This is a genomic window from Wukongibacter baidiensis, from assembly GCF_050888315.1.
GTDB lineage: Bacteria > Bacillota > Clostridia > Peptostreptococcales > Caminicellaceae > Wukongibacter > Wukongibacter baidiensis.
This window is the reverse complement of the sequence record NZ_CP138202.1, coordinates 6,065,047-6,080,376: the sequence shown is the minus strand read 5'-3', so window position 1 is coordinate 6,080,376 and position 15,330 is coordinate 6,065,047. Positions and strand designations below refer to the sequence as shown.

Here is a 15,330-nt window from a genome sequence, read left to right as displayed (position 1 = left end):
AAGTTTTTATTTAATAAATTTCCTCTATTACAGTATAGCATCTATGACTATTACCATATAATAAATTTTTTTACATAATTGACGTATAATTCAACATTAAAATAATCGCAAAATAAAAGAGGATTTCAAAATAGTGAATTTCACTCATTCTAAAATACCCCTCGGCTTAACTCATAATAAATCTTTATGACGCAACTCTATACTTTTATGCATCTTCTTCCTTTTTAATTGTATCATGAATGGACTTTAAAATCCTCTATCGGCACCTCCGCCTCCAGAGCTACCTCCACCTCCAAAGCTTCCCCCACCGTAGCCACCTCCGCCACCACGGCCACCGCCTCGGCCAAAGAAAAGCATCCATAAAATCGTTCTAAATATAAAACCTCCAAGAAATCTACTATCAAACCATATTAAAAATATCACTCCAATAGCTATAATAATCCTTCTAACTGTGAAAAGGGGAGTCCTAGTATTTCTATTTGTACTAGGAGTAAAGTTATATTCCTGAAAGTTTTGCATTATAGTGGAATCATCGTAGCCATATTCACTATTTACCTCTTGAACTATCTGATAAAAAGCATTTAAAAGTCCTTCTGAATAATTCTCCTCAGATAATTGTGGAAGTACATTATCTAGTATATCTCCTGCCTTGCTGTCGGTTATAGCACCTTCAAGACCATAACCTACCTCAATCCTAACTCTTCTCTCCTCAGTACTGAGTAGTAATAGTATTCCGTTATCATACTTCTTCTTACCTATTTCCCATTTTTCAAAAAGTCTAACTGAATAATCTACTATATCCATTCCTTGCATATTTGGAACGGTAGCCACCACAAGTTGGGGAGACTCCTCGGTTTTTTCATAGTTTTTATTTACACTTATTATTATGTTTTTTACGTCCTGCGACAGTACTCTAGCATAATCAGCCACATAGAACTCTCGAGTTGGCTCTGGCAGCTCTGGCTGTGCAAAAGCAAAAACGGGACATAGCAATATAGCTATTAGTATGAATACAGACCAGGCGTTCCTTTTAACCATAAAATCACCCTCTAATCGACACTTGAATAATACGCTACTACCTTACAAATATTATAGCTGTACTTCTGGCGCTGTTTCAGCTCCTTCTGTGGCCTCAAAATATGGTTTAGCCGCAAAACCAAACATTCCCGCTAGTATGCTCCTTGGAAATCGTTTAATGGAGCTGTTATACTCTCTAACTACCCCATTGTATCTATCCCTTTCAACGGATATCCTATTCTCTGTTCCAGCTAGTTCGTCCATAAGATTATTTACACTTTCCACAGACCTGAGCTCTGGATAATTTTCCATCACAACCAACAGTCTACTTAAAGCACCCTCCAGTTCACTTGAAGCAGCAACCTCCTCGGATGTAGTTGCAGCACCTGCTAATTTAGCTCTCGCATCGGCAATATTCTTAAATACTTCCTTTTCTTGACTCATTATCCCTTTAACGGAGTTAACTAGATTCGGGATAAGATCATATCTTCTTTGAAGCTTACTTTCAACAACAGCCCATTGTGCATCTACATTCTCAGACATGGTCACCATACCGTTGTAAATTCCCACAAAGTACATCCCTACTAGTCCAATTATTGCAACTATTGCAATAACTACTATCAAAGCTCTACTCATAATCTACCTCCTTATGTATTATAGGTATTATTAGATTTCCTCAATTATTTCTATATTCCCAAAAATAATTTCTCTATTGTTAGTATTTACAATAATACATTCATTAGTCAGTTCATCAATTTACAATTCTAGCATATCTACATCAAACTTTTAATATCTGGAAATCATACAGCTAGAAACTGTTGATGATAGTAATTAATTTGTTGTGTTAAGAAGAATAAAAAAGACATGTATGATAGCAATTTCTTTCTGCTTTCATCATGTCGTTTTAAATGATTTTGTTTTCTGTTTATACTTACTTTATTAATAAATCCTAGGTTTGTTCTTATAGAGATTACATTCTTATATATCATATGTTCATATCATTTTCTTAGAAATTAAATTTATAATATTTACTTTACAAATTTTTCATAACAATAGAATTTACCTTCGTATTCTTCTAATGATATGTCTCCTACATAGGTATATCCCGCTTTTTTAAATAGATTTTGTGACTTGTAATTTTTTTCATAAATACATGTTTTTAAATATCTACAGCCATCTTTTATAGCTAATTCATCGGCATATTCTAATAACTCAAGTGCCCTTTTTAAGTTCCTATACTTCGTTCCAATCCCTAATCGATGTACAATAATACCATCATTATTACTCCATTTAACATCTTTGAATTCTTCATGCTCATGTTTGTTTGCACACATAAATCCCTTTAATACTTCCTCTTCTGTTATATATAGAGTTTTTTTATCCATATCTCTTTGAAAGTCTTCCCTAGTTGGGTATTCATCATCCCATTTTAAGATATCCGTTATCTTCACTTCTTCCTTTATCTCATCTACGATAATCATAATATCGTTTAAATCTTGTGATGTGGCTATCCTAATCATTGCTAAACATCACTCCCTTCATCCTAAAATTTTGTATTTTACTGTATCATTCCAAGTAGTAAACATTCTAGATCTTTTCAGATTCTTTTTTCTTATACCCTCTTTAAATTTCTTTTATTCGATTTTAATTACTTTCTCATAAAGTAGAGTTTTATTTATCTAGAAATAATTACTTAAGAACATAGTTACTATTTCTATTTTGATTGGACATCAAAGTAAATTTGCATAAAACAATTATACTTGGACATCAAAATATTGTCAATCATATTTTGATCATTGCTATAGATTCTTTTTTTTATCCACCAACTTTATTCTGGATAATATATGACCATACTCACCCTTGTCAATTCCTTACCCGAATTATGATATGCATGGGGTTTATCTGCTCTAAACCTTATTGAATCTCCTTGTTTTACTGTGTATTCCTCATCATCTACTCTTATCGTAATCTCACCTTGAAATACAGTAATAAACTCATAGGTTTCTTGTCCATGGGGTTCAGCGCTTAAATACCCGCCTCTTTCTATTTCTACTTTATACATTTCAAATCTTCTTCCATCTTCATAAGGGAAAAATGGGTATAGTTTATACTTTCCATTGTCTGCAATCAAAGGTTCCACATCATCTTCAGTGACTATAACGGTATCGGATTGCGGCTGACTTAAAAGTGATGTAAAGGATACTTTAAGACCATTTGCTATTTTCCATACCGTTGTAATAGTTGGATTTGATTCCCCTCTTTCGATCTGGCCTAACATACTTTTGCTAACTCCTGTCATTTTCGCTACTTTATCAAGGCTCAGTTTCTTCTCTTCACGAATACGTCTTAAATTCATCGAAATAAGCAGATTTAAATTTTCCAAAAAGATCACCTCATCCTCTTGTGCGTTATACAGCACATATTGTATAATATAATCATAACTTTTATAATGTACGTTTTGTATATTATAACATACAAGTTGAAAAGGGGAGATATTTCATGTTTAATTTGGGTGCATTCTTATCTTATGTTTTTGTAGTAACCTTTACACCTGGACCAAATAACATTATGTCTATATCAAATGCTAGTAGATTTGGTTATAAAAAAACATTAAAATTTATTTCAGGTGTTTCTACAGGCTTTTTCATAATTATGCTTCTCTGTAGTTATTTCAATCTTTTGCTTTTTAATGTAATTCCTAGAATCAAAATTTTTATGGGTATATTAGGGTCGGTATATATGATATACCTAGCTATTAAGGTCATGAAAATTAAAGAAGATATTAATGATTTTTGTGATGAAGATGTTGCTGATGAGAACAAAGACAATGAGCCTAGCAAAGGTAGAAAAGATTTAAACTCATTTTTCACAGGCATGACAATGCAGTTTGTTAATCCCAAGGTAATACTTTATGGTATAACTGTAATTTCTAATTTTGTCATACCTTACTACCAATCTAATATCACTCTAGTTTTTTTCTCAGTTTTTTTAGCATTTGTGGCTTTTATAGCAACTTCATGTTGGGCAATATTCGGTTCTTTATTTAAGAAATTTCTTTCAAAATATAGAAAGCAATTTAATATAGCTATGGGACTACTTTTAATTTATAGTGCACTATCTATATCTGGCATCATGAATTTGTTTCATTAGTCGAACACTACTCTTTGAAAATGAGTCCTTGTATTGTTTTGTACAAATTCCTAAAAAGAATGCTCAATATCCTTAGTTTGCAATAATATATATTATATGAAGGGGGTAACTGATTTGAATAAGGAAAAGAAAAAGTCAGGAAATATATTTGAAAAGAGTGAGTATTCTACATCAACTATTTTTGACAAATCTTATGACATAATAAAGAAGGCCGCTGAGGTCTATAGGCCTGAGTATAAAGAAAAAAAATCTGATAGTAAAGAGCAAAAACCATAAAAATACTCAAATAAAAAAGGAGACAGATTATTACCCGTCTCCTCAGATTGTTGACAAAGTCAACAAGATGACAGACTGCCCGGAAAGCTGAAGTTCGAGGCGTGATGAAAGCAAGAGACCGCAGCGTATATAGACATACGTAAGGGTTCTTGCTTGAAACAACAACGAAGAAATTCGGGTTTCCGGGCAGTCTCAGGAGACAGATTATTATCCGTCTCCTAAATTTATCTATTAATCATTAACAAAAGACATTCCTTTTTCTATTGCAGTTAAATTCACTTCAAGTAGTTGAGGTCTTTTCTTTGTTAGTTTTTCCATAGTTTTCGATACTTTATCATAATCAACTAACTCTAGACTTGGAAGCAAAGCTCCTAGACAAACCATATTGGCAATACTTGTATTACCTAATTCATTAGCAATATCAGTAGCAGGAATCTCAATTATGGTTATATCATCCCTAACCTCCTCTAATTTAGCTAATGAAGAATTTACAATTAATATCCCTCCTGGTTTTACGCGAGGAGCAAATTTATCATATGCTGGTTTATTTAGTACAATAGCTGCATCTGAATAGTCAATAACGGGAGAATTGATTTCTTCATCCGACAGAATAACAGAACAGTTTGCCGTACCTCCACGCATTTCAGGTCCATATGACGGAATCCAAAGAAGCTCTAAATCAGAACCCATTCCAGCATATGCTAAAACCTTACCTAAAAACATTACACCTTGACCACCAAATCCCGCAATTATTATTTTATCCATCATAAGCTCTTTACCTCCTCAGCCACCTTTAGTTCACCCATTTTATAAACAGGCATCATGTTTTCTCTAAGCCACTTTAAACTATCCGCAGGTGACATGTTCCAGTTAGTTGGACATGTAGATAATACACTTACTAGTGCAAAGCCCAGTCCAGCCTGTTGAACCTTGAAGGCTTTCTTAATTGCTTTTTTAGCCTCAGCAATATTTTTAGGTGAATCTACAGACACAGAAGCTACATATACTGCACCTGGAAGATTAGCTACAAGTGATGGCATATCTATAGGATAACCAGTAGTTGAAACATCCTTACCATAAGGACTCGTTACTGTCTTCATTCCTTCAAGTGTAGTAGGTGCCATTTGTCCACCAGTCATTCCAAAAATAGCGTTATTAACCATAATAGAAGTGATTTTTTCACCCCTAGCAGCAGCATGAATCGCATGTTGCGTTCCTATGGCAGCAATATCCCCATCACCTTGATAAGTAAATACCATCTTATCTGGTAATGCTCTCTTTGCTCCTATTCCTACAGCTTGTGCTCTACCATGGGCAGCCCCTATAAAGTCACAGCTAAAAAAGTCCTGACAGAATCCTGCACATCCTACAGGAGAAACTCCAATAGTTTCATCAATAATATCTAATTCTTCAAGTACCTCTGCAATTAATCTCATAATAATTCCATGGGTACAGCCCGGACAGAATGAAAAAGGTACATCTGTTAGTCCTTTAGATCTAGCAAAAACTTTTTCCATAACCTACGCCTCCCCTACTTCAGATAAACCGAATTTATCTTCAACATATTTTAATATTTCATTTTCTGTTGGTAGCATACCGCCCTGTCTCCTATAAAGATGTACTGGCATCTTACACTCAACAGCTAGCTTAACATCTTCGATCATCTGACCAGTATTTAACTCAACAGTTACCATTCCTTTTACTTTCTCTTTGTAAGGAATAAATGCCTTATCAGGGAATGGCCATAGAGTTATTGGACGGATTAAGCCTAACTTAATACCTTTTTTTCTAGCATTTAGTACAGTACTCTTACATATTCTTCCCGTTGTACCGTAACTCACTAGTAGATATTCTGCATCCTCTGTATGGAATTCCTCCCATTGCTGCTCCGTCTCTTGAATGCCATTATATTTCTTTTCCCAATATAGATTATTCTTTTCACCAATTTCATTAGTTAATGAATAACTTGCAAGAATACGTTTTTCTCTGCCCTTTGCGCCATTTACAATCCAACTTTTGTCGTATTCAGGTGCTTCAGGTCTTTCTTTTAAGATTACAGGCTCCATAGTCTGACCTAAGAAACCGTCTGATAATATCAATACAGGATTACGATGTTTATCCGCTAAGTCAAACGCTTTCATCGTAAAGTCATAAAGTTCCTGAGCAGTAGAAGGTGCAAGAGTTATGACACGGTAATCTCCGTGACCTCCGCCCTTGGTAGATTGGAAATAGTCAGATTGAGCAGGTCCTAATCCGCCTAGACCTGGACCACAACGGTTAACATTAACAATAACCATAGGTAATTCTACGGCCGCACTATAAGAAATCCCCTCTTGTTTTAAACTGATTCCAGGACTTGATGATGCAGTCATAACTCTTGTTCCTGTACAGGCAGCACCGTAACACATATTAATAGCTCCAATTTCATCTTCAGCCTGTAGTACTGTTCCACCAACCTTAGGGAAATTCGCTGATAAATATTCTATAACTTCTGTTGATGGGGTAATAGGATAACCAAAAAATAATTTGCAACCCGAACGAATAGCAGCTTCGCCAATTATTTCATTACCCTTCATTAATTTTCTTTCCAAATAAATCATCTCCCTTCCTATTATCTATTTGTATACTTCAATCGCTACATCAGGACACATTTTTGCACATAGGGTGCAACCTATACATTTGTCTTGATCTGTACATACCACTGTAAAGTATCCCTTTTCGTTTGTTTTATCCCCTATTGCTAATATCTTTTTAGGACATACCTCGATACACAGACCACAACTTTTACAGTATTTCTCTATCACATCAACCTTTGCCATAATAGTCCCTCCTTTTTCTATTTTTTTCTAAGACTAGAATAGGTTTAGATGTATACTTCCTAACTGATCTACTGACAATCCACCACATCAATATACTAAAAACGTGATTTTTGCCTTAACATCATTCTCGTCAACCATCTCAATTCTTTTCTCTTTTAATAGTTCAGAACTTTTCTACTTTTTTAAACTTTTCAACATTTTTTTAACAATTCCATTCTAATTATAGAATACTGAATATTTCGTGTATTGTGAAACATAATATTTCTATATCAGTAATAAGTAAAACTTATTTATATTGAATTAAAAAGATATAAATGTTATTATTCATATATAGAACCAACTTATAAATCTACATTTCTATTTCTTAAATAGCCAACGCTTTATGGCTATTTGAGGAATCAAAATGTAAAAGATCTTTTGCGATTTCTATATATATGATTTACATAGTAAAACTTAATTTATACATGTACAATTATTAATCCTTAGTTGGAGTTTTGGACAATTATAAATTAAAGTCTTTACTTATCGCGTTAATAAAAAGGTAATTGCTTTATTTCGTTTTTTATATATACTTGTTGGTACACCGTGAGGCGGAGGGATACATATGGATTTACGACAATTACGCTATTTTATTGCAGTTGCAGAACATTTAAATTTTACTGAAGCAGCTAAGGAGTTATATATAGCACAATCAGCTGTTAGTCAACAAATTGCAGATCTAGAGAAAAAGTTAGGTGTACAGTTATTCATTCGTAATAAGCGTTCTGTTCAATTAACAAATGCTGGTAATGTACTTTTGCAGGAAGCTATCCACTTAATAAGCAGGTCTGAAGAAGCAATAAAAAAAACCCGTCAAGCTGAATTGGGCATAATAGGAAATCTCAGCATTGGATTTTTAGGTTATACAGAAAAGATTTTTTTACCTTATTTAATCAGACGTTTTCGTAGTAACTATCCCAAAATTGATTTGCATATAGATCAATACAATCATGGTATGCTAATCGAAGCACTTAATACAGGTGAACTAGACATGGTATTTACCCTTGGATTTGGTGTTGATAAAATTGGTGGGCTTGAAAGAAAAAGTATTCTCACAGAAAAACTTTCAATAGTTATGTATTGTGATCATCCTTTAGCAGATAAATCTAGTATAAAAATCTCAGATCTAACTGATGAGAGTTTTATAGTACTTAATCGAAAAGAATCTCCCCAGGGTTTCAACCAAACATTATTAATCTGTGCTAATAATGGTTTTTCGCCAAATATAGTTAGTGAACCTAGACTTCTAAGTACAGTATTGATGTTAGTTGATGCAGGAATGGGAATAGCAATTTTACCGAAAAGTCTACAACTTAATTCAAGCCCTAGTCTTCGTTTTGTGGATATCGAAGGAGAGAAAGATGATAATGAGCTAGTAGTAGCCTGGAAAAAGAGTAATACGAATCCATCTATTTCCCTATTTCTAAATGAGCTTGAATTGGCAAAATCACAGCATTACTTGTTAAAGTGATGTTAGCTACTAAGATACTCTTAGTAGCTATTTTTATTCCTCTATTTTTTCAATTAAAGTCACTCTATAATCATCTAAGAATTTTACTACATCGTAAGGATTAAACCACGTATATCCTTTAGATGAATTTTCAAGCTTATAGCCTATCTGTACATGTAGATGTGGTATAATTTGTCCCCTAGTACCTGGAGGGCCATAACCTGTATCTCCTACGTATCCTATTACATCGCCAGCTTTAACCCTTTTTCCCTTCACTATTCCATCGGCATACCTCGACATATGTGCATAATAAAAATATGTGCCTTTACTCGAGGTAATACCTACCCTCTGTCCTCCGTACTCGTTCCATCCTAGTCTAGTTATTTCTCCATCGGTCATGGTAACAATCGGAGTACTCATGTCGGCAATTATATCATTTCCCTCATGCTTTCTATCTCCTCCATAGGTTCTAGCAGCACCAAAATCGTTTGTAGATGTATAGCTATAACTCTTACTCTCTTGCTTCTTCCACTTTCCCTTCTTGACATCCCATATATATATATCACTCTTCTCAGGTATTGGACCTACCTTTATGTCATCGAAGACTTTAGAGTAAATCCTAAAAAGTTTTTTCTGATACTCGGTCATCTCTTGATTTTCCTTAGCAGCTTTCACTGCTCTCCTCAATACACTATGCGAATACCCATCTGCAAGGAATCCTGCCTCACAAGCTGAGTAAGTAAGAAGCTTTGAAAATGATATTTCCTCTTTATTAGCTTTTATATAAGCGCTTTTTAAGTACTTATAGGGTACATATATTTCCTTAGACAAATCCTTTTCTTCCACATCGGAGTCTACTAGCATAATAATCACTACGGGAGCTACAAATACTAATATAAATATAAATAGGAAAAAGATCATTAGAGCTTTTAGCTCCGAAGACCTTTTCCTCATCTTCCTTTTCCTTCTCTTAATTAATATCCCCTTTAATCTAGCTCTCATTAAGTACCTTTGTCTACTTGTCATCTTTGTCCTCCTTTTTCTGTCAGTTAAACAACTTCACCTCTTTATAGATTCATCAAAGGACTTTACTTATTATCTGTTATATGCATAAATACAGAAATAAAGAACAAGGATTTTTTACTTTTGCAAATACGATTTTTTTCATCTAATGCTATAAAAAATCTATCTAGAAACAAAAGTTTGCTTCTAGATAGATTCTCACAATATAACTATTTGCTTTCACCATAAGCCTTAAGATATTCCTTCGCCTTTTCAATACTGGTAGGCTTTTCAACCCTTGTATACCCGTCTATATTCTTTATAAGAGGAGTAACAGTTGATGTAATTCCCACTGCTCTACCAGATTGAACAATCGTGATATAGGCTTTAGGGTCTATGGCATTTAAAATTGCTTTACGTAAATTCTTATCTAATACTTTACTTTGATATTTTTCATCTAGGTTAAATATCAAATAATATGCACTATTTGACTCTATCTCAATAATATCTAGATTTGGATCATTCTTTACCTTATCATAGTGAAGTGAAGAAACAGCATATAAAACATGGATCTCACCGCTGAATAAGGCTTGAACAGCTGCATTGGCGTCGGGAATTATCTTAACATGAATCTCCTCTGCCCTAGGTTCATGATCAGTACCAACCATATACGCCGGATTCTTCTTGAACTTAACTACTTGATCATCCTTGTAGTACATGCAATATGGACCACTTGTGCGTAGGTGATCGTCCTTTAGGGATTCATTTTGATCTCCATACATTCCACCATTATCGTTAATCTTTGATACCTGAGCTTTACTAGTAATACCTGCAGATTGATGGGCTAAGAAATTTAGTACCTGTGGAAATGCTTCCTTCGTTTCAACACGTACAACTTGATATTTTCCATTAGAATTGTCAACATCTTCTTTAGACTCAACAAGCTCCGATATTGAACCACTTGGAACTTTGCTTTCCAGTACTTCTTTAATTGTCTTTCCTGAAGCAATCTTAGTACTCTCAAGTTCATTTAAATCTGTTACAATAGATATTTCCTTCATATTTCCATGTAGAGTATAGGTTCTGTGTTCAGGAACTGAGTTTTTGTCCTTTGCACGACCAAGATGGTAAACTACATCTTCCCCACCTACTAATTCACCAGAATCAACTACATTACCATTTTGAACCTTAGCAAAATTAATATCATCTCTTAAAATAAAGTAATAGTAAGTATTTCCTTCTGCAATTGCATGTTCGTAGCTCAACGATCCTTCCGAAGTTACGACATCATCATCGGTTAAATTAACTAATCTTACATACATGTTTGTATTAAGCATATTAATAGAACCGTCATTACCCTTAATTGGATCAAATGATGTTAAGTTTCCTAAACGCTGCTGCGTTATTATAGGATCTGTTTTTCGTTTTGAAACATCATTAAAATCTAACTTTTCCCAAACCATTGATCGAGACTTTGACAATCTTACATTCTCACGACCGGGCTTTAAAACTGCTTTATTATAGGCCTGTATTTTATTTTTTGAATATAGGGGAACATTATAGGCATTTTCCATCATATGCTTCTCAAATTCACCATAGGTCTTGACATACTGTTCTGGAGTTTCAGTTCCAGCCTTTAATATAAGTTCTTCGACCCTTTGATCGGCTAAACCTGAATTATTATAATCTCCTCCTGACGTAAACAGTGAACGTACTGCATAATCTGGATTACCTGTAACTGTAGTCCAGCTAGTGAATGCTAAGTCAAAATTCCCGCTAGAAACTCTTTCTAAATATGTAGCATAGTCAGGTGTTTGAACTAGGTTAACCTTTAAACCAAGTTTTTCTAATTGATCCTTTACTATTGTACAATCTTTATCCCCCCAACCTGTCATAAAAACAATATCAAGTTCCACATCTAATGGTGTAGTTTCCTTTTCATTTTCTTTAGCAACTTCCTTTGGCTCTTCTTGATTGCTACTACAGCCAGCCATAAGAAGAACTAAAACTAAAAACAGTGTCAGAATCTTTTTGATTTTCATAAATACCCCCCTTAAAATTTCTATTGTAATATTGGTTAGATTGATGAGAGTTAACAATTAATAACATAAGGATCCAGTTATTATTTCATCAATCCTATGACACGCCACAAAATGCTGTTCTTGTACTTCTATTAGTTCTGGATCTTGACTTATACATAGGTCATTTTTGAATCTACATCGTGCTGCAAACCTACATCCCGGTTTAGGATTTATTGGAGAAGTAATCTCCCCCTTTAATATTATTCTTTTCTTTTTCTTGCCTATATTCGGAGCTGGAATTGCAGATAATAAAGCTTTAGTATATGGGTGAAGAGGTTTTTCAAAGATAGCTTTTTTAGGTGCTTTTTCAATAAGTTTACCTAAATACATTACTCCAATTTCATTTGAAATATGCTTAACCACCGATAAATCATGGGTAATAAACATATATGTTAGTCCAATTTGCTCTTGTAAATCCTGTAATAGATTCAATATTTGAGCTTGAATCGATACATCAAGGGCACTTACAGGTTCATCACATACAATAAATTTTGGATCAACTGCAAGGGCCCTAGCAATTACTGCTCTTTGCCTTCTGCCTCCATCAAGCTCGTGGGGATATGTATTGTAAAGACGCTTTGATAAACCAACTAGCTCCATAAGTTTTTTAACCTTTTTCATCCTATCTCCCTTATTTTTATACATCCTATGTACCACAAGGGGTCCTTCTATGATCTGAGCCATAGTCTTACGTGGATTTAGGGATGCGTATGGATCTTGAAAAATAATCTGCAGCTCTCTACGCATAATCCTCATCTCATCTTTATTAAGACTGGTAATATCAACCCCATCGTAGTAAATCTTCCCTGCAGTTGGTTCGTGCAATCTTATAATGGCTTTACCACATGTGGATTTACCACATCCGCTTTCTCCGACTATTCCAAGTGTCTTCCCCTCTTCGATTTTAAAGGAGACATCGTCAACAGCATGTAGTAGTCCAAATGGTGAAGTAAAGTATTTCTTAAGATTTTTTACTTCTAAAATCACCTTATCTCCCATAGATCCTTCTCCTTATTTGTTTAATGGATGGTGACATTTCACAATATGTATTTTACCAACTAAATTAGGTTCTTCCTTCCTGCATACTTCACTTACCCACGGACATCTTGGATGGAATGAACACCCAACTGGTAAATTTGTTGGATCCGGTGTAAGGCCTTTGATTGGCGATAATCTTTCAATATCTTCATCCAGTGAAGGAATAGAATTGAAAAGGCCCTGGGTATATGGATGCTTTGTCTTTGTATATAAGTCTTCAATTGGTCCATATTCAACAATTTCTCCTGCATACATTATAGCTACCTTATCGCAGGTTTCAGCCACAACTCCTAAATCATGGGTAATCAATATTAAAGAGGTTTGGTATTTTTCCCTTAGCTCCTCTATTAATTCTAGAACCTGTGCTTGAATTGTTACATCAAGTGCTGTGGTAGGCTCATCAGCAATCAACAGAGCAGGATTACAAGCTAGTGCCATTGCTATTATTACTCTTTGTTTCATGCCTCCTGAAAATTGATGTGGATAATCATAAAATCTTGATTCCTCAATCCCAACTACCTTCAGCATATCCTTTGCTCTTTTACTAGCATCAACATTAGAGACACTCTGATGATTTTTTATAGTCTCAGCAATCTGACTTCCCACTGTAAAAACGGGATTTAAAGCAGTCATTGGGTCTTGAAAAATCATAGAAATCTCATTTCCTCTTATTTTTCTTTTCTGGGATTCTGATATTTTATTAATATCTTTCCCTCTATAAATTATTTCACCATCAATAATCTCACCCGGTGGATTAGGTATAAGTTGTAATATTGACAGGGCCGTCGTAGTTTTTCCCGCACCGGTTTCACCAACTAACCCCAGACTTTCTCCCTTATTTAGAGTAAAGTTTAGCCCGTTCACGGCCTTTACGATTTCATCCTCAGTTACATAATGTATATGTAAGTTTTTCACTTCTAATATTTTTTCCATATCATTACTCCTATTTTAATTTCGGATCTAATGCATCACGTAGTCCATCACCAAAGAAGTTAAATGATAGCACGACAGAAACAATAGCTAATCCTGGAAAGATAGCTAAATGTGGATAAAACTCTAAATATTCGCTACCCGCTTTCAGGACGTTTCCCCACTCGGGCGTCGGCGGCTGCACACCTAAACCTAAAAAGCTTAAAGCAGAGGTAGAAAGAACTGCAAAACCTATACTAAGGGTTGCACGAACAATAACCGGCGACAAAGAATTTGGAATAATATCTTCAAATATGATTCTGATATTACTAGTACCACAGGCCCTTGCAGCTTCTATAAACTCTGCATCGGCTAGCTGCATCACCTGTGCTCTAACGGTTCTTGCATATCCTGGAATTCCTCCAATACTCAGAGCCATAATTAGATTAAATGTATTAGCTCCAAAAGAGGCAACGATTGCTATTGCAAGTAAAATACCTGGTATGGCATATAAAACATCTAAAAGACGCATGATTATATTGTCTACATCCTTCCCATAATATCCGGCTATGGCGCCAAAACAGCCACCGAAGATTATTGGAATCATAGTTGCAACAAAACCGACTGCAAGTGATATTCTTGCGCCAAAGATTATTCTTACAAAAACATCACGGCCAAACTCATCTGTTCCAAAGGGATATGCTAAGCTAGGTTTTTCAAAAAGATGAGAATAGTCATTTTCTACTGCTAGGCTGTAATCAAAAATGAAGAAGCTATATATAGACACTGCAATTAGAAATACTATATAGAATAGACCAGCTACAGCTGTTGGATTTCTAAACAATCTTCTCAATATATCAATCCACATAATATTTCTGCTTGAACCAACATTTCTAACCTTAACAATTATTACTATTCCTGTAATCAAAGATAGTACATTGCCGCTTATTGTCAGGACTATGAAAATGTAACCTATATACTTTAATCTAGGATTCAATGTTTTTATGGTAGAGTATTTTCCTACAAGGAAAACACATATCCATTGAGTAATGGATATGATAGCTAGTAATACAACCCCCATATGTTGAATGCTGGAAGGACTTTCTTTAAATAGGTTTAGTACAGAAATTAACAACAAAAAAGATGTAATTAATGCTGTAAAATATGATAGCTTATACTCTAAGGATTTCTCTTCCTTAATAAAATTTAGCGCAGTAATGACTGCAAAGATATTTCCAAAGGCTCCACAAATGAATAAGAGTAAACTTAATTTTCTAGTTTTGCCGCTAATATGTCCAAAGCATTCTATGTCACTTTCAACTCTTTTTTTTAAAACAATACAGTAAATTGACGTTAGATAATATACTATCGCCAGAGCTAATGTTGTACCTAGAAATATAGAATTTACCTCTTCCTTTGATGCATTTAATATATATATTACCGAAAAAAATCCTGCAAAGGCTAAGGAAAACCATATGGTAAAACGACTTATGCTACGCTCACCAGACTTTTTTATCAATCTTTTATTTCTTTTTTTTATATCAATCAT

The 15,330-nt window shown here is 34.4% G+C and carries 16 protein-coding genes; 3 read left to right on the top strand and 13 right to left on the bottom strand.

The genetic code is table 11. From position 1 onward, the window contains the following. Positions 1–246: 246 nt before the first annotated feature. The 4 genes from R9X47_RS27855 to R9X47_RS27840 form a co-directional block, all read right to left on the bottom strand. Entirely contained in the window at positions 247–1,038 is a 792-nt protein-coding gene (locus R9X47_RS27855) for a TPM domain-containing protein (protein ID WP_432664322.1), read from the bottom strand. A gap of 51 nt (positions 1,039–1,089) precedes the next feature. Further along, positions 1,090–1,653 (bottom strand): LemA family protein, encoded by a 564-nt coding sequence (locus R9X47_RS27850; protein WP_432664321.1) that lies wholly within the window; start codon positions 1,651–1,653, stop codon positions 1,090–1,092. Between the two features lie 392 nt (positions 1,654–2,045). Next, the gene (locus R9X47_RS27845; protein WP_432664320.1) at positions 2,046–2,537 is read right to left on the bottom strand and encodes a GNAT family N-acetyltransferase; all 492 of its coding nucleotides are present in this window, start codon (positions 2,535–2,537) and stop codon (positions 2,046–2,048) included. Between the two features lie 308 nt (positions 2,538–2,845). Continuing rightward, the gene (locus R9X47_RS27840; protein ID WP_432664319.1) at positions 2,846–3,409 is read right to left on the bottom strand and encodes a helix-turn-helix domain-containing protein; all 564 of its coding nucleotides are present in this window, start codon (positions 3,407–3,409) and stop codon (positions 2,846–2,848) included. Between the two features lie 107 nt (positions 3,410–3,516). On the opposite strand from R9X47_RS27840, the gene R9X47_RS27835 reads away from it, so the two are divergent. Both R9X47_RS27835 and R9X47_RS27830 read left to right on the top strand, forming a co-directional pair. Then, a complete protein-coding gene (locus R9X47_RS27835) occupies positions 3,517–4,167 on the top strand; it encodes a LysE family transporter (protein WP_432664318.1) in 651 nt (216 codons plus the stop codon). 114 nt (positions 4,168–4,281) lie between these two features. Beyond that, the gene (locus tag R9X47_RS27830) at positions 4,282–4,443 is read left to right on the top strand and encodes a hypothetical protein (RefSeq protein WP_432664317.1); all 162 of its coding nucleotides are present in this window, start codon (positions 4,282–4,284) and stop codon (positions 4,441–4,443) included. 231 nt (positions 4,444–4,674) lie between these two features. On the opposite strand, the gene R9X47_RS27825 is transcribed toward R9X47_RS27830, so the two are convergent. The 4 genes from R9X47_RS27825 to R9X47_RS27810 are packed head-to-tail and all read right to left on the bottom strand — an operon-like array spanning position 4,675 to position 7,262. Continuing rightward, the gene (locus R9X47_RS27825) at positions 4,675–5,211 is read right to left on the bottom strand and encodes a 2-oxoacid:acceptor oxidoreductase family protein (RefSeq protein WP_432664316.1); all 537 of its coding nucleotides are present in this window, start codon (positions 5,209–5,211) and stop codon (positions 4,675–4,677) included. After that, a complete protein-coding gene (locus R9X47_RS27820) occupies positions 5,208–5,960 on the bottom strand; it encodes a thiamine pyrophosphate-dependent enzyme (RefSeq protein ID WP_432664315.1) in 753 nt (250 codons plus the stop codon). The genes R9X47_RS27825 and R9X47_RS27820 overlap by 4 nt, the downstream gene beginning before the upstream one ends. Positions 5,961–5,963: 3 nt before the next feature. Then, positions 5,964–7,034 (bottom strand): 3-methyl-2-oxobutanoate dehydrogenase subunit VorB, encoded by a 1,071-nt coding sequence (gene vorB, locus R9X47_RS27815; RefSeq protein WP_432664314.1) that lies wholly within the window; start codon positions 7,032–7,034, stop codon positions 5,964–5,966. Positions 7,035–7,058: 24 nt separating this feature from the next. Continuing rightward, entirely contained in the window at positions 7,059–7,262 is a 204-nt protein-coding gene (locus R9X47_RS27810) for an indolepyruvate ferredoxin oxidoreductase subunit alpha (protein ID WP_432664313.1), read from the bottom strand. A gap of 604 nt (positions 7,263–7,866) precedes the next feature. Here R9X47_RS27810 and R9X47_RS27805 point away from each other — a divergent pair. After that, entirely contained in the window at positions 7,867–8,772 is a 906-nt protein-coding gene (locus R9X47_RS27805; RefSeq protein ID WP_432664312.1) for a LysR family transcriptional regulator, read from the top strand. Positions 8,773–8,805: 33 nt separating this feature from the next. Here the strand turns inward: R9X47_RS27805 and R9X47_RS27800 are convergent, their stop codons facing one another. From R9X47_RS27800 to R9X47_RS27780, 5 genes are all read right to left on the bottom strand, one after another. Continuing rightward, on the bottom strand, positions 8,806–9,777 hold the full coding sequence (locus tag R9X47_RS27800) for a M23 family metallopeptidase (RefSeq protein WP_432664311.1): 972 nt from the start codon (positions 9,775–9,777) through the stop codon (positions 8,806–8,808). Positions 9,778–9,983: 206 nt separating this feature from the next. Beyond that, positions 9,984–11,795 (bottom strand): ABC transporter substrate-binding protein, encoded by a 1,812-nt coding sequence (locus tag R9X47_RS27795; protein ID WP_432664310.1) that lies wholly within the window; start codon positions 11,793–11,795, stop codon positions 9,984–9,986. A gap of 57 nt (positions 11,796–11,852) precedes the next feature. After that, on the bottom strand, positions 11,853–12,833 hold the full coding sequence (locus tag R9X47_RS27790; RefSeq protein WP_432664309.1) for an ABC transporter ATP-binding protein: 981 nt from the start codon (positions 12,831–12,833) through the stop codon (positions 11,853–11,855). Between the two features lie 12 nt (positions 12,834–12,845). Further along, on the bottom strand, positions 12,846–13,805 hold the full coding sequence (locus tag R9X47_RS27785; RefSeq protein ID WP_432664308.1) for an ABC transporter ATP-binding protein: 960 nt from the start codon (positions 13,803–13,805) through the stop codon (positions 12,846–12,848). Positions 13,806–13,815: 10 nt separating this feature from the next. Next, positions 13,816–15,330, bottom strand: a complete 1,515-nt coding sequence (locus R9X47_RS27780) for an ABC transporter permease (RefSeq protein ID WP_432664307.1) — start codon at positions 15,328–15,330, stop codon at positions 13,816–13,818.

Bases quoted from the DNA above. Each gene is read 5' to 3' on its own strand.
- R9X47_RS27855 (WP_432664322.1), bottom strand. From the start codon at position 1,038: ATGGTTAAAAGGAACGCCTGGTCTGTATTCATACTAATAGCTATATTG.
- R9X47_RS27850 (WP_432664321.1), bottom strand. From the start codon at position 1,653: ATGAGTAGAGCTTTGATAGTAGTTATTGCAATAGTTGCAATAATTGGA.
- R9X47_RS27845 (WP_432664320.1), bottom strand. From the start codon at position 2,537: ATGATTAGGATAGCCACATCACAAGATTTAAACGATATTATGATTATC.
- R9X47_RS27835 (WP_432664318.1), top strand. From the start codon at position 3,517: ATGTTTAATTTGGGTGCATTCTTATCTTATGTTTTTGTAGTAACCTTT.
- R9X47_RS27825 (WP_432664316.1), bottom strand. From the start codon at position 5,211: ATGATGGATAAAATAATAATTGCGGGATTTGGTGGTCAAGGTGTAATG.
- R9X47_RS27820 (WP_432664315.1), bottom strand. From the start codon at position 5,960: ATGGAAAAAGTTTTTGCTAGATCTAAAGGACTAACAGATGTACCTTTT.
- R9X47_RS27810 (WP_432664313.1), bottom strand. From the start codon at position 7,262: ATGGCAAAGGTTGATGTGATAGAGAAATACTGTAAAAGTTGTGGTCTG.
- R9X47_RS27805 (WP_432664312.1), top strand. From the start codon at position 7,867: ATGGATTTACGACAATTACGCTATTTTATTGCAGTTGCAGAACATTTA.
- R9X47_RS27800 (WP_432664311.1), bottom strand. From the start codon at position 9,777: ATGACAAGTAGACAAAGGTACTTAATGAGAGCTAGATTAAAGGGGATA.
- R9X47_RS27795 (WP_432664310.1), bottom strand. From the start codon at position 11,795: ATGAAAATCAAAAAGATTCTGACACTGTTTTTAGTTTTAGTTCTTCTT.
- R9X47_RS27790 (WP_432664309.1), bottom strand. From the start codon at position 12,833: ATGGGAGATAAGGTGATTTTAGAAGTAAAAAATCTTAAGAAATACTTT.
- R9X47_RS27785 (WP_432664308.1), bottom strand. From the start codon at position 13,805: ATGGAAAAAATATTAGAAGTGAAAAACTTACATATACATTATGTAACT.
- R9X47_RS27780 (WP_432664307.1), bottom strand. From the start codon at position 15,330: ATGATTGATATAAAAAAAAGAAATAAAAGATTGATAAAAAAGTCTGGT.